Genomic DNA, 19869 nt, shown 5'->3' on the forward strand with positions numbered 1-19869 from the left:
AAGCCATGGTAGACAAAGCGCGCCATATTCGCATCTACGACCTGCACTCATGGACAGGCGTTGCTTTGGGCATCATGATGTTCTTTGTTGCGTTCACGGGCAGTTTGGCGCTGTTCCACCACGAGGTTGAACCTTGGGAAGATGAAGCGCGCCGCGGGGAGATTACATCGACCCCGGTTCCAGTTCAGCCCATCCTGATCAAATGGCTTGAAGAGAACGCACAAGGCCGTGAACCGACCTTTGTCAGCATAAATCTGCCTCATGGAGAACATGGGCATTTCGACCTCTTCGCAAGTTTCCGCGACGAAAACGATGAGTTCGAGCAAGTTCGTGCTCGTTTTTCGTCAAAGTCGGGAGAAGAGCTCCAATGGCGAGAGGAAGGTGCAAACCAGTTGATCTATGATTTGCACCGCGACCTGGCTTGGCCAGACATGCTGGGTGGGCGAACTGCAGGCCGGGTCATTGTGGGGCTCGTCGGGATTGCATTTCTGTTGCTGATCCTTTCAGGCATCATCGCTCACACCAAAATCACCAAAGAGCTGTTCACGCTTCGCTATCTAAAATCGGTGCGACTTAAATGGCAGGACAGCCATAAGGTGCTTGGCCTGTGGAGTTCGCCATTCGCAGCTATGATCGCTCTAACCGGCGCGTTTCTGGGAGTTGTCGCAATTCTCCTGCCTCTAGTGGCATTCGTCACAATGAAAGGCGATCAAAAAGCGCTAGAAGACGCACTTGGCTTAGGCTTGGCAGAGCCAGCAGGAATTTCCGCACCGATGCTGTCCGTTGATACTCCCGAACTGAGCAATCATGCCATAAGCGGCAACCCTCTTGCCTTCGCGCAATACATCAATTGGGGTGACCAGAATTCGACCCTGCGCCTTGTCTATGAATCGCCCAAGGGGTTACTGGGTAGCGATACGCTTATCGTCGATGCTGTTACTGGAGAAGCATTGCCAGATGCGGACCTGTTTACCAGTGGAGGGAGCCCGTTTGGATACGTCTTGGCCACATTCTCTCCGCTTCATTACGGAACATATGGAGGGATCGCACTTAAACTGATCTATTTCGCATTAGGACTAGCGCTTGCCGTGATGGCGGCGTTGGGCAACATGATGTGGCTTGAGCGCCGACGCCATGGCGGAGAAGGTGGAAATAGTGATCGGTTCTATGCCGTTCTCAGCGGCCTAAACACAGGCGTATGCGCTGGTCTTCCACTTGCCTGCATCTGGGTGTTGGCCTTCGATAAGGTCTTTTGGGGCAGCGAAGCTGCACGTTATTCATCCGTGGCCTGGTTCTTCTTTTCAGCTTGGATATTAGCTGCCTCCTTCGGCTATTGGAGGGGCAATGACTACAAAGCCAATCGCGAACTTCTGGCAGTCACTGGTTTCGGCCTTGCAGCTCTTGCGCCGCTTAACTGGATCGTAACCGGAGACATGATGTGGAACGCATTTGACACTGGAGCAGACGGTTCGGCTTGGTTCGACCTTGCCTTTATCGTGCTCGGTGCAAGCGTTGTCCTCACCGCCGTGAAACTTCCATCGGATCGCCCAGCTGACAAGCGAAGGCAAGCACAGGTCGAACCGTCAGTTAGTGATTTTGAACCTCAACCAGCCGAGTGATTTGAGCGTCTATTTGCTCCCTAAGGCTATGTCCGCTTTCATCCCCAGAAGCGGACGTCAGATGGTAGCTCAATATGCGCTGATTGCTGAATGTCGGCTTTTGGCGGTCAGACTATAAAAGCTTGGCTTAGACGACGCCGAACGCCAGCATCGCATCGGCCACTTTCTTAAAACCTGCAATGTTCACGCCCTTTACATAGCCAACAGAGCCTGCGCCTTGGTTGCGCGATCAATCCTCATGATTGGTGACCAGTTGTTCATCGCCAACGCGGGCGAACAGGCACAGCAGCAATCCGATCACGCTAGTCAGGCTCATAAACAAATTGATCGCAGAATGGCCGCCCACCTCGATCACGAAGCCGGAATTTGCGGCCTGAACCACCAACAACAGACAGTCCGGAATCGGCCAAGAAGCAGTCGTTTGATCCAAATGTACCAGATGACAGAAAGAGACGCATAAAACGGAGGCCAAGCGATCGGCTAATTCTTGCCGAGCAATCCTTCCATATGGTCGATATATCGGATCCAAGCGTCGCGACCGAATTTGGTTAGGCTACACAAAGTTTGTGGACGTCTTCCAACAAACTGCTTTTTTGCCTCTACATATCCGGCGTCTTCAAGCTTTCGAAGATGAACCGAAAGATTCCCGTCGGTCACGCCTGTGTGCAGTTTTAGTGCTCCAAAATCAGCGGCGCGCACGCTGGATAGATATGCCATAATGGACAATCGGACCCGGCCGTGAATGACACCGTCTATCGATTTGTAATCGAAATTATCTGTTCGGTCTTCCGTCATCAATTAATCGCTGTGTTGGACCGAACGCTGTAATTTTAGTCCGGGAAGTATAACCGATAACAGCATTCCTCCAGCCGCAACTAGATATTGCAAAGAGCTTCCAATCAACAGCGCCGTAACCACACAAAATCCAAGTGAGATATATGCAAAAGCTCTCAATCCATTACCGGGAGCGGCGACATGGGTTGCATTCAATGCAATTGAATAGCTGCCAAAGCTTACCGGCGCCATTATTGACAACATGGTCCAGGCTCCTTGATCATCTGCGGCTGCCGCATAAGCGAAAAGGCTAACGGCTAAAATAGTCAGAAATGCGCCCGCACTTGCCCAAACATTGTTCGCGGTTTGATTTCCAAAGCTGTAAGTTCCAGAATTGCTTTGTTGTTTTACCCCAGTCCAAAGCGACAATGCCCACCCGGCGCCAATTAAGACAAGCCAGTTTATAGCCAGAAAATACTCCGGAAGTTCTATATATCCCATCAGGATGACCCAATGGATTAATAGCGCCAGAGATATCACGGCGCCCCAGATCAGCATGTAAGAACCGCCGAGCAGAGGCGCATTGCGCCCCTTCTCGGCAATATCCCGCAAACGGGCTAACTCTTCGAGTTTCATTTCATTCATAGAATTTTGTTCCCGTTCAAACAAACTGTGACGGTTAAACTAAGGCTCACCTAGTTGGCCGAATTCACGTGTTAGCCTCTCGATCCCATGAAATAGACCATATTGAGATCTATCGTCGATAGCGAACCTGATACGGTAGTCTTGACCTGATCAAACTGAGGTTCGCCGCGAAGGCGTTCGCCATTGACCATGGCCCAACCATCTCGCGGTGTGTGATATTCATCCTTGTCGAACTGACCATTGTTATTGTCGTCATGCCATACGGATACGACATATTCGCCGTCTGGCACGTCATAGGTCAGCGTATGACTGCCGGGTTTTGGCGCTTTGATAATCGTCGTCTCCGTCGCATCGTCGGTCATAAATTGTTCTCTGTTTTGAACAGAAACATAGATGGTGCCGCCAACATCGCTAACGCCGTTCACTCTTACAGTCACTGTCCCTGCGTACGCTGGAGCAGCCAGCGCAAACAGCGCAGACGCAGCTAGGATTTTTGAAGAACTAACAAACTTCATGACACTTCTCCTTTTGATTGCGAATCACTTTATAAAACAAAGTTATTCGCAATTGCAAGGTTAAGCTTCTAACGGCAACGAGGCGCTGCCAGGAGAGTGTGGCAACGCCTCGTATTTTCTAACTCGGTTCGGAAAGGCCAACGGGCCGCCGGTGGATCATTTCATTTGAATTCACCAGCGGCGGCCATCGCAGGTCTTGGCTTAGAAACTCACAGAAGCTCCAAAAGTCAGTCTGCGATCTGGTAGGCCTTGGTTGCAGAACAATCCGCCTGAATTGATGCATGACTGGGTAATATCAGACTTGGTCAGGTTCACACCCTCAACACCGATGTTGATGTTATCCGTCAAATCATAGGTGATGCTCGCATTCAACTGCCCGCGCGATTCAGTAGTAACCGGGAAACCGATTGTACTGCCGAGAGAGGCACCAGCTGCCGTATCCAATGTGCGGAATGCATCACGCCAAGTGTAGCGGGCGCGAGCCGACAGACCATACTTCTCATAGAACAACGTTACGTTGTAAGCATGTGGAGAGAAATCAAGCAAACCACGTACCGCTGTGAACGGTCCGGTAAGACCACTGCTCGATTCCAAAATTGCCGTTCCGCGGCTATCCGCATCAGACGTATCTTGGATCAAGCCGCCGCCAAAGTTCTGGTAAGTGTAGTTGGCGATCACACCAAAACCTGATGCAAATCCAAGCAGCTCTTCAAATGCTGAAAGGTCATATTGGAACGCAACTTCAATACCAGTCTGTGTGGTTTCACCTGGGTCATTGACGGTGGTATTAATCGGAACACAAAGCCCGTTGCCAGGGACATCAGACAAGACATTGCGATCTGGAACCGGGTTAAAGATACCACCACCTTCGCATGGATCCGTAATATCACGGAACCCATTGGCATCCTCAACGGCCGCTTCTGTCAGCGTCTGGAAAAGATCCGTACGGTTCTTGTGGAAGAAGCCCACGCTGACGACCGCTGCCGGTGCGAAATACCAATCCAGAGAAGCATCAAATGAGCTCACTGTTTCTGGCTGCAAGCCGGGGTTACCAATAACCACAGCGTTATTCGGACCAGTCGGGAATGTAATCGAAGTCGACAAAGTGTTGAAATTCGGCCGATTGATATCTTCTGTCCAACTGAGGCGAAGAAGCAAATCATCAGTCAAATCGGCAATAATGTTTACCCGTGGCAACCATTGTGAATAGCTACCAGTTGTCGTCACCGCAGCTATAGTTGCGGGGCTTATTTCAACACCAGTGACTGCATCCACAACTGCAGGAATTACATTATTCCCCAGCGAGGTTACGTCCGTATTGACATAGCGCAGGCCGACATTCCCGCGGATCTGACCGAAGTCAAAGCTCGCTTGTCCGTATAATGCATGAGTTGTTTCATCGATGCTGAACGATGCTGCAATGTTACCCGGATCATTAGGATCAAGGTCATCCAACAACCGGCCGCCGTTAGCAATCGCATTGATCCCACCCGGCGTCGCATCAAGAGCAGCCTGGAGGGCGGCAAGTGTACCTTCACGGTCACCAAATGCCAGATCCGGATTGACTACGATGAAGTTTCGGACAGCTAAATCGCGGCCATCTGCTTCGTCAAAATTATCTGGCCCCAAAGCCAGGAGTTCTGAAAACTCCGTCCCGAACGGGCTGTTGTTCAAATTGCCGGTACTAAAAGTTGAACGAAGCCGTGCAAAGTTAGACTCTGCCTTGTTGTAACGATAACCTACATCGACAGAGGTAATGAAGTCCAAAAAGCCAAGGTCTTCGGTATCGAACGAGAGATCGATACGCGCTGCAGTTTCTTCGTTTTCCGTTCTGTTGTTAGAAGCGGTTACTGCATCCAACACAACATTGGCCCCGCTGAGATCAGTCAGATCGGCGACTGATGGAGCAAATGGCGAGTCAAAATTAATGCCGAATGCCAGCGCACCTCCTGACAGATCGAAGATAAATGGGACTGGGTTATCGTTACTACCGTTGCCTGCAAGGAAAGGGTCAAGCGCAAGCGGGTTTGGGTTGATGAAGTTCAACGTCGTATCGAGCTGAGGCGTGGATGAGTCTGCACTTGTATGTGACGCCTCCACCCGAGCCGTTAGGCGCCCGGTTTCATACTCTGTGCCAATCCTGAAGAGTGTACTTTCAGTTTGACGTGCACCCGTATCGCTTGAAAAGCGCAGGTTAGGATCGTCATCATCTGCACCAATATTCGGCTCAATTGCACCGGTTAGAGCGGCTTGGATGCTCCCCAGATTGACGCCACCCAACGATCCGAAGTCAACCGTTTCGAACGAGCCAGGAACATTGTTGAAGCGCAAACTGCTTATGCCAGAAGCCTGAATGCGCGAGCTATCCTGCCGGCGCTCTTGGTCATTGTAAAATCCATCAAAGAAGAATTTCAAATCGTCATTCGGCGCCCATTCAATTGAACCGGCGATGTTGATGGTCTCAAACTCAAAATTCTCGAGCTCTTGATTTAGGAACTGAAGGCCAAGAAAATCGAAGTTTGGCCCGGCTGACCCATCAGCAGCGACAACACTGCCTTGAGTGATAAGGGTATCGCGATCAACACGAGGGCGGAACGATGTCGCTTCTTGCTCAGTATAACTACCAGCAATCACGATACCGATATCGCCTGCACCGGTTGACCAATTGTCGCCAAAGCTGGCTGCCAATCTAGGTTTAACGTTGTCTGATAGCTCACTATATTCGCCTTGAACGCGAACAGTTGCAACGCGTTCTGACAGATCTAACGGACGGATCGTCCGTAGATTGACAGTACCACCAACGGAACCCTCGGTCGTTGACGCAGTTGGCGCCTTGATAACTTCGACAGCCGCGATAATCGCAGCGTTCACATCTTCGAAGTTAATGCCGCCACGGCCAGAAGTAGGGTTGTTCGTGAAATCATTGCCCGTGCCGGACCCAATGGTGCCAACACCATTGATCTCTGTGCGGTTGGCGCTTGTACCGCGGATTTGCACACCAACACCAACACCACCACGGCGTGTGATTTGCACACCGGTAACGTTCTCAAGGACCTCAGCGAGGTTTTGATCGGGGAGCTTACCAATGTCCTCTGCTTGGATAACCTCAATCAGACTGTCCGCGTTGCGTCTTTCGTTGAGAGCACTTTCGAGCGAACTGCGAATGCCGGTGATAATGATTTCGTTGTTTTCAGCCGAATCGCTAGCAACCTCGGCATCTTGCGCCCATGCTGCACTTGGCATCAAGGCGATCGCCGAACCAGTCAGTAAGCCCGCAACAATACGTGATTTTTTCGCGGACAGGCTAGTGCCTCCGTTCAAGTACCCCATTATTTTCTCCCATCCCAATTTTTCTTGGCTTTAGTCCCGTGAGCATATCTGGACTCATTTCGTAGTCAACCAGATATACAGTCCTATAGAATTGGTCTGTCCTACCAATTGGTATTGATGACTCTAAGTGTCAGATGAATAACATTAAAATACGATTTCATGCAGTGGTGATCTGTGTATTTCTGGCTCGAATCTTTGTGGTGGAGTGCTCCTAAGCGACATTCTGGCAACAGTAGAGTGGCAAATCATCAATGACGATATTGGCCGTAATTCTGACATTGACCTCGCGATAGGTCGATCAACCGACTCAACTTGGCTAAATATGGATAGAATTTTTAGAAATTGGTCTGAGCTAACAGTCAAACTGGTAGGACAAATTGGCTGACTTGCTGGATTGTGCGATTATCCACGGATCCAGAAATCACCTTGGGAAGGGTAATTGTATTGCTTCGCGCAACCAGTCGTGGCTCCTTTGCGCTTATTCCGATGTCGGCAGAATTGCTGGTGGGAACGGCAATTGCCGCGTCGCCGGCGGCCTTACCAGGAAGATGGCGATGCCACTGTCGTAGAGGGCGATGGCGATGGCGATATTGTCGTCACTGGTATTCGCGCCACAACTCAAGGTTCGATTGCAGAAAAGAGCAGTGCAGCCGAGGCGTTGCAGCAAGCGAAATTGGCGATCTTCCAGTGCACTTCATTGGCGAGGTGCCTGAAACGCTGACCGGTGCTTGCTCGCACCGCGAGCAGCAACAAGAGTACATGAGTTTATCTGGCTCCTTGCGCTTCGCACGCTGTCTTAAAGCCGTACCCCACAAAACCCAGGGATTGGGGACGACTTCCCGTGGCGACCAGTCCAACACAGATTTCAGCATGCCAATCGCCGAAACATTCTTGCTGGTCAGTCTGTCTTTTGCAGGGATATCTGGATTATGCTCTCGGCACATTTTTGGTAAATGCATCTGAGAAAAGCTGCCCTCTTGAGTGCAATACGCCATCATTCGCGGCAAGGGCTAAGGCGATAATGCGAAGCATCTGAGGGTTGCCGAGCAAAGCATGAATGCCAAATTCGGTGACTGTGTTCTTGAAATCTCTAGAGCTTTCCGCTGGGTGCAGATGGTCGAAAAGTTGCTGTTGTTCGCTTTCGTCGAACGCCTGAAGCCGGACAATGAGCGGTTCCGACCCTAGGAAGTCTAGCATCAGAAGTTTGTTTCTGTTCGGGTCCCATTCGCTCGATCGGCTTGCGACAATGACCTGCTTTGGCCTTGCATCGGTAATTATGCCAATCAGGCTTACCGACGAGGCAGTGCTGATCAATCTCGATTCCCTAGTCTCTGCTTGTTGGGCCCTTTCTTCGATCAGCCTCCTTTCAAGAAGTATTCAGAACTCAATACTTTAACGATAATTTAGTGCCTTCGAAATACGAGCCCCGCCTAGTAATGGGGTAAGAATATGTTCGGGATGGGTTCAAATTCGCGCAGCACCGATGTCGGTTTTGATGAAAATCCGGTGCTACGCGAGCAAGTCGAAGAGAATTTCCGGTTTGCCGCAGCGGCATCGGTGGCTGGAATTGTTAACGCTGCAATTATCACAGCTGTGCTATGGTCTCCTCAAACAGTCCTAACCTTGATGGGCTGGGTAAGCGCGATCACGCTCGGAACGGGGCTGCGTTTTTGGGCGTTGGTCGACAACAAGCGCGACATACAGAAGCAAACTCCAGCGACTGTCCATGCGCGGCGGATCGAATTCGTGGCACTGACAAACGGTCTTGCTTGGGGGGCAGGAACGGTCTTGTTCACCCTGTTTGCCAATCCGACGCAGTATATGCTGCTGCTTATGGTGTGCAGCGGCATGATGGGAGCCTCCGTTACAACATATACTTCCATGGCCCGAGCCGGGGTATTGTTCATCGCTCCCCTGGCGCTTGGTGGTCTCGCCTCGCTATGGGTTCACCCCTCGGCCCCTTCCATTTCGGGAACATTGCTTCTTGCATGCTACTGCGTGCTTCTCGTCCGAAGCGCTAAAGTGAGAGAAAGACGTTTTCGCGCACGGATCCAAGCTCGAGAAGAACTGGCGACGAGCAATGAAACTGTAAAACTGCTTCTCAACGATTTCGAAGAGCAATCTGCTGACTGGCTTTGGCACGTTGATCGGCAAGGGTTGATTGCCGCGCCGAACAAACGGTTCTGCGAAGCCGCTGGGCGCGCAGAGGCGCTGCTTGAAAACGCCCTGTTCGAAACACTTTTTACCGATTCCAAAGAACGGGTAATGCTCCATGAGCACATTTATGGCTCATTCGGATTTCGAAATCTGACGCTCAAATTGGTGATCGATGGCGCCCCTCGCTGGTGGACTTTGTCAGGCCAACCAACCGCAGATGGTGGCATGCGCGGGGTGGCATCTGATGTAACAGCGCAAAAACGCGCTGAGGAACGCGTCAGCTATATGGCGCACTACGACGGATTGACTGATCTGGCCAATCGCTTCTTGTTCAATGATACGCTTCGACGCGCGCTAAAACGAAGAGGCAAGGATCATCAGGTCGCCGTCCTTTGCCTCGACCTCGACAGCTTTAAATCGGTAAACGATTCGCTAGGCCACCCAATCGGCGATAAGCTCTTGTGCGAAGTTGCGCGAAGAATAGAGAAGGTGGTTCGCGAAGAGGATTTGATTGCGCGGTTGGGCGGCGATGAGTTCGCCGTATTGCTTCAGGGAGCAGATGCTGGTGCTCGCGCAGAGAAGATTGCTGATCGCATTATCGAGACAGTCAGTGATCCTTGCGTAATTGACGAACAGCAAGTGGTCACATCTTGCAGCATTGGTATTGCATATTCCGCCAATGATGATGCTGATCCGACATTACTTATGACCCATGCTGACCTTGCGCTTTACACTGCGAAAGAGAACGGCCGCAATCGCTTCGCATTCTTCGAGCCAGGAATGGACAAAGCTGCGAAGGAGCGGCGTGATCTTGAAATGGATCTTCGAGCCGCGATTTCGTTGAACGAGTTTGAGCTCTATTTCCAACCGCTGGTGAATATCGACACCGGCCAGACTGTTTCATACGAGGCTTTAATCCGGTGGAACCATCCCACCCGCGGCATAGTGATGCCTGATGACTTCATTCCTATCGCCGAAGAGTCGGGATTGATTGTCCAACTTGGTGAGTGGGTGATAAGGAACGCTGCAAGAGAGGTCGCAAATTGGCCTGAACATTTGCACGTATCCATCAATCTTTCGCCGGCGCAAATGCGGTCTACAAATCTGCTCCCCACGGTTTTTGGGGCAATTGCGCAAGCTGGTATTGACCCGGATCGCCTTGAGCTTGAGATCACCGAAAACGTTCTGCTTAATGATAGCGCTGTGAACATCGCCACGCTTCATAAGTTGCGTGATTTTGGCGTACGCATTTCTTTGGATGATTTCGGCACAGGCTATTCATCGCTCAACTATCTGCGCAGCTTTCCTTTCGACAAGATCAAAATCGACAAGTGTTTTGTGTCGGGCTTGGCCGACAATCCTGATTGCCAAGCGATTGTCCGTGCAGTTACGGGCCTCGCTTCAAACCTTGGAATGGTCACAACAGCAGAGGGCGTTGAAGAAGAATCGCAATTGGAACTTTTGCGGAATGAAGGATGCACCGAGGCCCAAGGTTTCCTCTTCGCGCGGCCAGGTCAATCCTCACAGTTCACGGACTTGCGTGTGAACCCCAAGGCTCAGCCTACGTCTGGCGTCGCTATGCTTCCGGCGGCCAAGATTGACCTCACCTCGACGCCATCCCGATCAATTGAAGAAACAGGCAGCGAAGAAAGCAAGAGCGATCATCCTGCGGCCCAAAGGAAAGCTCGAGGGTGAAGAAAATGGTTCGCCGCGCAATCTGTTAGCCTTGTCGATTGGACAGGGTTTGCTTGAGCTCACGGCGCCTTATGTGACAAGTGCCCGCTTTCACCCTCAACAACGCACGGTTAGTCAGGTCGCCTGCCACCCTAAAAGTGGACAGCGAGAATTGAGTTACGCGTCTGGATAGATGCGTCTAACAGCCCTTTCCATTGGAAGAGTAATCCGCGTGTCGGGGTTCAAGTCCCTCCTGGGCTACCAACGTTCCAAGGTTTGTATCGAAAGCAGCCTATGGCGAGAATTTGCCTTCGCCTGCCCACATGGACAGCTCGCTCCAAATTGGGCCGGTGCGTTGTATTGGCAGAGTGATGTTGTTCACTGCTTGAACGCCCAAGCGATCTTCAAGCTGTTGCAAGTAAAGGCTTCTCACCGCGACGCGGCTTCCTGAATTCTGGATCATGCCATCGGCTTCGTTAGGAGAAAAGCTGCCATCGATGCGTTCGCCAACAATGCCAACTGCCCAGTTCATAGCAAAAGACGGCGTCTGTATGACGTATTCATCCAATTCACTGTTCCACAAAAGCTGCTGTGCGCCGGCCCAACCATGACCCGAACCAGAGTTTGTTCTGTTTTGTACGCGTAAGAGGCTGTCTTTTACGTTGTCGTATAAGGTGCCCGTCGCCCAGCGATGGTGCGGGCCGCTGTCATTGGTGCTATTTTCTGCAAGGCAATCGAGAAAGACGTTGGGGCCTGTTGCCCGCGAGCCCGAAGTAAAGCTGTGCCGACCTTCTCTGCTATAGCAGCGCTGAAAGAAATTTTGGCCGGCATCCTTGAAGTCGAAAGCATAATGCTGTCCGCCGACGACTTCGAAATCCGGATCAATGAAGGCAACATCCTGCATCGTGTTGAACCGGGCGCCGTCATAGAAATTGAACGCTTGTGAGAAATATTGAGACGTCACATCACGAACCCAGCTGTTCTCAACTTCGCGAAAATCTATTGCAAAAAATGCCCGATTCTCTCGGGAAACATCATCATAATCCAAAGTCTGCAACCGCATATTCTCAACCCCAACTTGTTGTAGCCGGGCCGATGTATCGGTTTTGTAGACGTATCCGCCGCCGAATTGGGCTTCGATCGTGTCCGTGACAGGCGCATCAAAAGTTATGGTGTCCCCCGAAACGGAAACAATTGTCCGTTCGATGGCCAATTCATAGGTGGCCGGTTCCCAACCATATTGGGCCATGTCCAAGCCGCTTGCCGCGCTGACCCACGGATCGTTGGGTTCGCGCACAATGGCGATTTCATCGCCAGCGGCATAGGCTGATGCATCGGCGACTTCGACAGAATTGGTGCCTACAGGGACATAGCTTTGCGTGATACTGGTTGTTGCCCCCGCCGAAGCCGCAGTGGGCAAGCGACCGCCGCCTTGCCCCGAGACGGTGATCAGCGTGGATTGCGGTATGGTCGTTGTCGCCCTGATAACAGTGCCCGACGCACGCTGTCCTTGACCGCGCAAAATCACGCCGCTGGCTGTGATCTCCAATGGCCCGCTAACCTCGTATTCTCCCGCTTCGAGCTGGACCGCACCTCTAATTCCGCGGCTATCCGCGGGCAGGGCAGATACCGCATCAATTGCCGATTGAATTGCGGCTCGATTGTCTCCTGCAACGGGAGAAAGAGTTTGTCGCACCGGGATGCTGGAATAGGTCGGTAGTGCAACGCCGCCACCGCCATAGCCTGCGTAGGAGAAATCAGGCAGCATGTGATCGGCATTGGTTTGATTGTGGTTCGCGTAGAGCGCGTATTGCAGCTCACCTGTTTGCGTATTGATGCTTGCAAGAGGCGCGTTCGCCGCGCTGTTGACCGTACGGCCATAATCAAAGTTTGCCGAAGGAGTTGGTGCTGGTGTTGGTGTGGGCGTCGGGCTGGGCGTTGGAGTAGGAATGCTAACCGCAATTGTTGGGCCCGATAAGGACTCCGATCCGCCGCAGGCCGTCAAGGAAAACACAACCAAGCCGTGTGCAGTCAATCGAGTGAAATTCGCCATCGGCTTCCTATCTGAAACAGTATTTGGGTGACGCTCTGCCTGAAAGGCTGTTCCGGTTCAATCCCGCCCAAATCACAATCCGCGCGCCGGAGGGAAAGCCTCTCCCACGCTAACATGAGGCAATGATGCTAAAACATAGAAGGCTGCAAAACATCTCAAACTCAGACCGCGAGATAGAGTCCAAATCATGCCAAAAGCGGCCATTCGCAGACGCAATCAGGTCTTGCGTATGAAAATGAATGGCACCCTGAAATGCCAGATTGCTCACAAATGGCGAAAACACAGAAATTACAGGGAACAAGCTATTGGCTCAATCAACAAAATATCGCTCATTTTTGGGCTACACTGCCGGCTTCTCGGCTTTGAGCATTGCGATCACCGCCAGCGCATCCGCTCAAGAGGCAAGTGATTCTGAAGAAAGCCCGGATGGCAATGAGATTGTCGTTGTCGGCAATCAAGAGCCCTATTTCCAGCTAGGCGAAACCGCTACGAAATCAAATCGTGATCTGCTCAACACCCCGCTCTGCGTCACGATTCTGAACAAGAATTTCCTAGACGACCTCCGCGCAGAAACGTTGGCGGATGCATACCCTTATACCGTCGGCCTTAGCCAATCCGGAACCAATGCCAACAGCTTCACGCTTCGAGGTCTATCTTCGAGCGTTCTGATTTCGAACGGAATAGATTTGGATCAAGCGTGATGCCCGATATATCCATTTTCAATCCGTAATTTGGTGTCGGGCAACCTGTCGCCATTACAGCAGGGACGGACAGGATAACTGATCGTTGGAACTACGGCGCATATATTCAAAACATTGTCGATATAGGTGAACAGTTTTCGATAATGGTTGGCGGTCGCTACGAACGTCAGGATGTCGACTTTATCGAGCAGGTAAGCGGGGCAACCGAAGGCCAGACGATTAGTGATTTTCTTCCTCAAGGCGGTGTTGTTTTCAAACCAACCCAATCGACTTCAATTTACGCTAGCTACACAGAATCATTCAGCGCGAATTCCGTAGAACGCCGAGATGCATTGGGTGGCTCGTTTGACCCAGAGCGCGGTAAACAAATTGAAATTGGAGCAAAGGCTTCGTTGTGGGATGAACGAATAAACGTAACGTTCGCCGCTTTTGATATTGAGAAAACGAATATTCTAGAACGTGATGCCAATGGTGATTTCATTCTTTTGGGTGAGCTGGAAAGCCAAGGGATAGAATTTGAACTGCAAGTATTGCCAATAGAGCACTGGCAAATTCGGGTCGGCTATGCCTATGTAGATTCAATCATATCAGAGAGCCCGGACACCTCTTTGATCGGTGCCAGAAACGCTTTCGCTCCGGCACATGATGGTTTTGTCTGGACCAGATATAATGTTCCAACAGCGGTGCTTGGCGGTGAAGTGGGTGTATCACTTGGCGTCAACTTCGAGTCCAAACGATTCACCAATGCCAGCGCTGCAACCAGAGTAGAGCTGCCGTCCACCGCACGTGTAGATACGGCAGTGTATTATGAGACTGACAATTTTGCTCTGGCTCTGAACATCGAGAACCTGTTTGATGAAACCTATTTCATTGGCGGTACGACCGATGTCTGTTTGTATCCGGGCAAGCCGCGCCTTATCACCCTAACCGCCTCAACCTCTTTTTGAACTGCCAATTGGCCGATAAAAAGGGCATAGGGAAAGCATCAGCGTTTCATGCTTGCGCGCGGAACTAGCGGCCCAGTGTCGGAAGGAAGACTCCGGTCTGGTTTTGGGCGGAAAGGCTAACTTTCTACTTTTGGGAAAGAGCACAAATTCAGCTTAAACAGCCCGGTAAACTTAATGATACGCATGTGCTGCGCATTAACTTGGCGGCTCGCTCCAGATCGAACGGTCTTGTTGACAAGGAAACGATGGGGTTTTCGATCGATGGGCACACAGTGATAACCAGCCTGTTTGCAAGTTGGAACTAAGCGATAAGCGGGACATCCGATTACGTTTTGCACGGAGCAAATCTCAGACTTTCCGCAACGATTTTAGATCGAAAGCCTGGTGGTGTTGGGTTGCGCTATGCTGGCGCTGTGCCGCCCAACATCCTTCGGGCTTAAATCCGTCTCTAAACCTGCCTTAAAGGCTCCCTCGACCTTTGAACCTCCGCCCAGTTGTCTTCAATCCAGACAGGTAATTCCAAGCGCGGCAGCGGTGTCTCACCCAAGATTATATCCGCCGCTTTTTCAGCCACCATAATCGTTGGCGCGTTGATGTTGCCATATGGAATTGTCGGGAAGACTGATGCGTCAACGACGCGCAGACCTTCAACACCGACGACACGGCACGCGCTGTCCGTTACGGTTTTGATGTCATCGGCTGAACCCATGCGGCAGGTCCCGCAGGGGTGATAGGCACTCTCAACATTGTCACGCACCCAGTCATCGATCTCTTCGTCAGAAGTTATATCCGCGCCGGGTTGGATCTCGTCTCCCCTGAATTCATCCATCGCCTCTTGGCCGATAATTTCCCGAGTGAGCCGGATACATCGACGCCAGTCTTCAACGTCCTTCTTGTCCGACAAATAATTGAAAACGATGCTCGGCGGGGCGTCTGGATCGACCGATGTGATCGCCACTTGCCCGCGGCTGGATGGCTTATTCGGCCCCACATGCACCTGAAACCCGTGGCCATTGATCGAAGGTGTACCATCGTAGCGCATGGCAGCGGGTAGAAAGTGATACTGGATATCAGGTGATATGCGCCCTGCTTTGGACCGAATGAAAGCACAGGATTCAAAGTGATTGGTCGCGCCAAGTCCGGTTTTGAACATGACCCACTCTAAGCCGATCATCAGCTTGCTAATCGGCCCTAACTTGTTGTTGAGGCTTACCGGCTGCTTGCACCGATATTGGAAGTACACCTCGAGATGATCTTGCAAGTTTTGACCTACTCCGGGCAGGTCATGCTTGGTTTCGATGCCCACGCTCTTAAGCAAAGCTGCCGGGCCCACTCCTGATCGCTGCAGTATCATCGGAGAAGCGATCGATCCTGCCGACAATATGACTTCGCGGTTCGCATGTAGCTGAAAAATCTTGCCTCCGCGTGTTCCCGACACACCGACCGCGCGATTACCGTCAAACAAGACCTTGTCGACAAGAACACCTTTGAAGACGGTTAGATTGGACCGCTTCATTGCGGGCCGCAAATAGGCACGCGAAGTCGATTCGCGAACGCCCCCGCTGACCGTCATATGCATTGGGCCAAAACCCTCTTGGCGGTGCCCGTTGTAATCGTCCGTACGTGGGTATCCGGCCTCAACCCCTGCATCGATGAATGCCTGATACAGGGGGTTGCGGGTCATGTTGTTACCGCCACCAACGCCCAACGGACCCGAACCGCCGCGATAATCGTCTTCCCCGCCTTGCCAGGTTTCGGCCCGTTTATAGTACGGCAAGCAATCCGCGTAGCTCCAGTTTTCAGCGCCCTCCGCTTCCCACTCATCAATGTCGCAGGCGTGGCCGCGAACATAAACCATGCCATTAATAGACGATGTCCCGCCGAGCCCCTTACCGCGAGGGCAGGTGATGCGCCGATTGTTGACCGCCGGTTCCGGATCGGAATCGTAGCCCCAATTGTACCGCTCGGAAGCCATCGGGTACGACAAGGCCGTCGGCATCTGGATCAGGATATTTCGATCGCTTCCGCCGGCTTCTAACAAAGCCACATTGTGTTTGCCGCTTGCCGACAGGCGGTTCGCCAGCACACAACCAGCTGATCCCGCGCCCACGATGATGAAGTCAAACTTCTGATCCACTAAGCAGCAATCCTATTCTAACCTGATGAAAGCAAATCCGCACGGCGGCGGAAAACAAGCGTGTAAATGCAGCCATATAGTCCAATGACAACGAGGCCAATCCACTCAATCTTTAGCGGTGTGAGTTGGTACAGCAGGATCAACCCAAACAGCAGCAGCCAATGTGTCACGATGTAGCGGTTCAAGCCGAGTTTTGGGACGGTCAGGTTCAGATTTTCGGAGTAAAGCCGGGTCAGTGAATCCAAAGAGTTGATCACGAAAATAACCCCGACGGTCACCATTACAAACCGTATCTGGCTCGATAGAACCAGCCCTTCGCTATGGACAAAGAACAAGACGCAGAACCAAAGGGCGATTGGAAGCGATGGGATGACCAACAAAGCGATGAGCAAGTGCCAGACTTTCCAGCCTCCGACAAAACGAGCGACAAACTGCCCGATCATAATGCTCCAGGCGAACCACCAGAAGAGATAAAAAGCGTGATAATCGGTTAGGGGCGCGATGAATTTGGGCAAGTTTGCAAAGTATCCACCCAGATTGGATGATGTCGTGAGCCACTCCGTGGTGCTCAATCCACTGATCGTCCAAACCAATGCGATAAGCGCGAAAAACAGAACCGTTGAACCAACGCTCAACCATTTAACGTACCGGATATCGGTGCTGGAACACACCGCAATCAAAACGACCAAGGCCACCAATCCGTAACGGGCGAGATCGGAGATACCGTCGATATAGGTCGGTAGGTAGCTCAAGAACAAAAAGCCTGTGAACGCACAGGTTGCGATGATTGTCAGATTGTTGATCCAACGGATCGGCCACAACTCGAAGAGCTTAAGCTTGGGCTCGACAGCGCAGAAATAAAACGTGGTCAGAAAATAGAAGGCCCAGATCAAGAAGCCCCAAAAACCAAACTCAATCGCCAACGCGTTTGTGAAACTATATTCCGCTTCTGCTTCGTAGACCGGGAACTCGGTCAGGGGGAACATAATCAACCCAACGTCCAATCCTGATGTGAAAAGGATCGCCATAAACGTTGTGAGCACTTGAGGTTCTTCGCCCTTCAGCCGTGTTTGACCAAAGCGCAGGAGGATCACAACACCCGTAGCGAGTGTGATGGCCATGGCGACCGTGAGGATCAAATTCATGCGTCTCTCTAGCCCTTGTCCCAGTGTCAGATGAGTGACCATGGTGGATATCAATCATCGAGGCCATATCACGCTCGCATTATTCGCAACGACGAACAATCGCGCACACAAATTTCTCGCCAGATGCAGGTAAGACAGAAGTGTCGTTACGTTCGTTTCTATTTCAGAAACTGAGCAGGTAGCAGAATGTCGGCGTTGAGATGACAATTGGTCGAAAGCAGACTTTCCGCTAACGACCCAAGAACAGACATATTTATCATTGGAACACGGAATGTATGCGGGGGTCTTGCTATGACATTCCTTACGCCATCAATACTCTGTGCTTGCACGACCTAGGGTTCGCTCTAAAGCATCCGTGCACTCCGTTTAGAACGAGGAAACAATGCCTTATACAGTTCGATTCTTCGTAATTTTGCTAGCCGCCAACGCATTGGCGACACCTGCCGCGGCGCAAAACGAGGCACCGAGAGATGAATTTGCAGAGTGCGAGGATTCCAGTTCGCATGCATCGTTGAGGGCGACACAGTGCGCATTGTTCGAAACGCCGCTCGACCATGGCGCCCCCAACGCTGGAACGATTGAACTCTTCGTTAGGAAGTTTCCAGCCGAGGGGCGCGCAAAGGGCCAGATATGGTTGGTTGCAGGAGGTCCGGGAGAATCCGGGGCGTCATTCTACCCCTTTGTCGACACTTTGCGGGCAGCTGCACCAGGGTTCGATTTGCTTATTCCAGACCACCGCGGGACGGGCTTCTCGACGAGGCTATGCCCGAAAGAGGAGGGAGTAGCGAGCGAAGCAGGGAGCTCGCTCGCGGGTAGTGAATGGGGCACCTGCTTCGGCTTCCTTAACACAAAGGCCGAGCGTACCATGGCCTTCACTATCTCTAATGCAGCGCGCGATCTCGAGTTGTTGATGTCTCGTCTCGACGCTGATGGGCACAAGTATGTTTATGGCGTCTCCTACGGCACTCAATTGGTGTTGCGACTGCTCAGTCTTGGCGCCCAGCCTGGCATCGATGGTGTCATCTTTGATTCTCTCGTTCCACTCGAAAGCAACAGCCAACTTGATTTGAGTCATCGGTCGGCGGTGACCGATCGTGTTGGCCGCGAGGTGTTACGCGGTTGCGATGCACGTCCTGAATGTGATCAATACTTCCCGGACGGCGCAGAGCAAGCGGTCCACCGACTGCTGGACCGTGAGGATATCGAGGTGGTGGTCAATGGTAACCTGAGATATCAACTGTCGGCGTTGCTCGACTTTCCCGAGACGCGTGAGATGCTGCCCAATGTGATTGCAGGATTACGAGCCAATGATGCAGCTTGGCTCGAATTTGCAATCGACAGGCTTGGTGTGTTGGGTTCTGTGCTTGGACCTTATCCGCAGAGCGTCTCTTCGATCCCGCTGGTGAGTTTGATCAGTCGCTCGGAGAACAATGCGCGCCCAGAATTGACGGCAGAGGTTGTGGAACGCGAGCAAGAGGCATTTCTCTTCGCCAGCCCGTTGCCGTCTTTGTTGTTGGCAGGAGGCATTCCCACCTATCAACGCGATGCGAATTTTGGTGTTCTGCCCGCCACTCTCCCCCGGTCAATTGTGCTTCAGGGCACTCTCGATCCGAAGACACCTTATCATGGAGCTGAAGAGCACGTCGCGAAACTGAAAGATGTGGGGAACATTGAGTTGGTTCCCGTTGAACGAGCACCCCATTTTATCCTTATGACAGCTCCGGATGAGCTGAAACGATCGGTCCGAGACTTCATAGGGAAGGACTGCGGCTTAGAGACGCCTGAAGGTGATAGACTGACGGTCGAGGCCTGTAGGAAGTAGTAATTCACTTCCACCCCCAGAAGCGGACGCCGCGCTTGACTGTCCGCCATTCCAAAAGCAGTCGTTCAACGAGTTAAAACGCGTCTACGTAGGCGCGTCTACCAGCCATTGCCGCCTAAGTCATAATCCGCGTGCCGGGCGTTCAAATCCTTCCTCCGCTACCTAGATTTCGTTGATGACGATTCTCGCTTGATGGCCGTGACTTCTCAATTTTGAGCGGCACGGCGGGTGCGATTGAGATGGCGAGTTTCGGTCATCCAGCGGCAATTTTTGAGCTTAGACCGCCTGAGCAGCTGTCCATTATTCATTCGGCGTTCTCTGCGTGAAATTGCAATAAGAAGTGCTCAGTA

Annotated in this window: 15 protein-coding genes; 6 read left to right on the forward strand and 9 right to left on the reverse strand. The window is 51.9% G+C overall.

The features are described 5' to 3' along the window. Positions 1-5 precede the first annotated feature (5 nt). The gene (locus tag ABJ205_RS04490) at positions 6-1619 is read left to right on the forward strand and encodes a PepSY-associated TM helix domain-containing protein (RefSeq protein ID WP_348160632.1); all 1614 of its coding nucleotides are present in this window, start codon (positions 6-8) and stop codon (positions 1617-1619) included. 229 nt (positions 1620-1848) lie between these two features. Here the strand turns inward: ABJ205_RS04490 and ABJ205_RS04495 are convergent, their stop codons facing one another. The 5 genes from ABJ205_RS04495 to ABJ205_RS04515 form a co-directional block, all read right to left on the reverse strand. Continuing rightward, complete coding sequence (locus ABJ205_RS04495) at positions 1849-2001, reverse strand: hypothetical protein (protein WP_348160630.1); 153 nt, start codon at positions 1999-2001, stop codon at positions 1849-1851. A 98-nt stretch (positions 2002-2099) separates the two neighbouring features. Beyond that, the gene (locus ABJ205_RS04500; RefSeq protein WP_348160628.1) at positions 2100-2414 is read right to left on the reverse strand and encodes a transcriptional regulator; all 315 of its coding nucleotides are present in this window, start codon (positions 2412-2414) and stop codon (positions 2100-2102) included. A 3-nt stretch (positions 2415-2417) separates the two neighbouring features. Further along, positions 2418-3038, reverse strand: coding sequence for a hypothetical protein (locus tag ABJ205_RS04505; protein ID WP_348160626.1), 621 nt, complete (start codon positions 3036-3038; stop codon positions 2418-2420). Positions 3039-3109: 71 nt separating this feature from the next. Next, positions 3110-3553, reverse strand: coding sequence for a DUF2141 domain-containing protein (locus ABJ205_RS04510; RefSeq protein WP_348160624.1), 444 nt, complete (start codon positions 3551-3553; stop codon positions 3110-3112). 201 nt (positions 3554-3754) lie between these two features. After that, positions 3755-6883, reverse strand: a complete 3129-nt coding sequence (locus ABJ205_RS04515; protein WP_348160622.1) for a TonB-dependent receptor — start codon at positions 6881-6883, stop codon at positions 3755-3757. Between the two features lie 517 nt (positions 6884-7400). Between ABJ205_RS04515 and ABJ205_RS04520 the strand changes: the two genes are divergently transcribed. After that, positions 7401-7604 (forward strand): hypothetical protein, encoded by a 204-nt coding sequence (locus tag ABJ205_RS04520; RefSeq protein ID WP_348160621.1) that lies wholly within the window; start codon positions 7401-7403, stop codon positions 7602-7604. 206 nt (positions 7605-7810) lie between these two features. On the opposite strand, the gene ABJ205_RS04525 is transcribed toward ABJ205_RS04520, so the two are convergent. Further along, complete coding sequence (locus ABJ205_RS04525; protein ID WP_348160619.1) at positions 7811-8197, reverse strand: hypothetical protein; 387 nt, start codon at positions 8195-8197, stop codon at positions 7811-7813. 135 nt (positions 8198-8332) lie between these two features. Here ABJ205_RS04525 and ABJ205_RS04530 point away from each other — a divergent pair, with 135 nt between their 5' ends. Then, on the forward strand, positions 8333-10735 hold the full coding sequence (locus ABJ205_RS04530; protein ID WP_348160617.1) for an EAL domain-containing protein: 2403 nt from the start codon (positions 8333-8335) through the stop codon (positions 10733-10735). 271 nt (positions 10736-11006) lie between these two features. Here the strand turns inward: ABJ205_RS04530 and ABJ205_RS04535 are convergent, their stop codons facing one another. Further along, positions 11007-12767 (reverse strand): hypothetical protein, encoded by a 1761-nt coding sequence (locus ABJ205_RS04535; protein ID WP_348160615.1) that lies wholly within the window; start codon positions 12765-12767, stop codon positions 11007-11009. Positions 12768-13072: 305 nt separating this feature from the next. Here ABJ205_RS04535 and ABJ205_RS04540 point away from each other — a divergent pair, with 305 nt between their 5' ends. Together ABJ205_RS04540 and ABJ205_RS04545 are read left to right on the forward strand one after the other, a co-directional pair. Further along, on the forward strand, positions 13073-13468 hold the full coding sequence (locus ABJ205_RS04540) for a hypothetical protein (RefSeq protein ID WP_348160613.1): 396 nt from the start codon (positions 13073-13075) through the stop codon (positions 13466-13468). 74 nt (positions 13469-13542) lie between these two features. After that, complete coding sequence (locus ABJ205_RS04545) at positions 13543-14415, forward strand: TonB-dependent receptor (protein ID WP_348510037.1); 873 nt, start codon at positions 13543-13545, stop codon at positions 14413-14415. Positions 14416-14863: 448 nt separating this feature from the next. Here the strand turns inward: ABJ205_RS04545 and betA are convergent, their stop codons facing one another. Continuing rightward, positions 14864-16552: a choline dehydrogenase gene (betA, locus tag ABJ205_RS04550; RefSeq protein ID WP_348160612.1), complete on the reverse strand. Its 1689-nt coding sequence runs from the start codon at positions 16550-16552 to the stop codon at positions 14864-14866. Between the two features lie 17 nt (positions 16553-16569). After that, the gene (locus ABJ205_RS04555) at positions 16570-17697 is read right to left on the reverse strand and encodes a BCCT family transporter (protein WP_348160610.1); all 1128 of its coding nucleotides are present in this window, start codon (positions 17695-17697) and stop codon (positions 16570-16572) included. Between the two features lie 382 nt (positions 17698-18079). Between ABJ205_RS04555 and ABJ205_RS04560 the strand changes: the two genes are divergently transcribed. Then, entirely contained in the window at positions 18080-19519 is a 1440-nt protein-coding gene (locus tag ABJ205_RS04560; protein ID WP_348160608.1) for an alpha/beta fold hydrolase, read from the forward strand. Positions 19520-19869 lie beyond the last annotated feature (350 nt).

The organism is Erythrobacter sp. (genome assembly GCF_039988855.1).
Taxonomy (GTDB): Bacteria; Pseudomonadota; Alphaproteobacteria; order Sphingomonadales; family Sphingomonadaceae; genus Erythrobacter.

Excerpts from the sequence above, each read along its gene's own strand:
- ABJ205_RS04530 (WP_348160617.1), top strand. The coding sequence starts at position 8,333 with ATGTTCGGGATGGGTTCAAATTCGCGCAGCACCGATGTCGGTTTTGAT.
- ABJ205_RS04490 (WP_348160632.1), top strand. The coding sequence starts at position 6 with ATGGTAGACAAAGCGCGCCATATTCGCATCTACGACCTGCACTCATGG.
- ABJ205_RS04555 (WP_348160610.1), bottom strand. The coding sequence starts at position 17,697 with ATGAATTTGATCCTCACGGTCGCCATGGCCATCACACTCGCTACGGGT.
- ABJ205_RS04505 (WP_348160626.1), bottom strand. The coding sequence starts at position 3,038 with ATGAATGAAATGAAACTCGAAGAGTTAGCCCGTTTGCGGGATATTGCC.
- ABJ205_RS04515 (WP_348160622.1), bottom strand. The coding sequence starts at position 6,883 with ATGGGGTACTTGAACGGAGGCACTAGCCTGTCCGCGAAAAAATCACGT.
- ABJ205_RS04535 (WP_348160615.1), bottom strand. The coding sequence starts at position 12,767 with ATGGCGAATTTCACTCGATTGACTGCACACGGCTTGGTTGTGTTTTCC.
- ABJ205_RS04510 (WP_348160624.1), bottom strand. The coding sequence starts at position 3,553 with ATGAAGTTTGTTAGTTCTTCAAAAATCCTAGCTGCGTCTGCGCTGTTT.
- ABJ205_RS04500 (WP_348160628.1), bottom strand. The coding sequence starts at position 2,414 with ATGACGGAAGACCGAACAGATAATTTCGATTACAAATCGATAGACGGT.
- ABJ205_RS04560 (WP_348160608.1), top strand. The coding sequence starts at position 18,080 with ATGCCTTATACAGTTCGATTCTTCGTAATTTTGCTAGCCGCCAACGCA.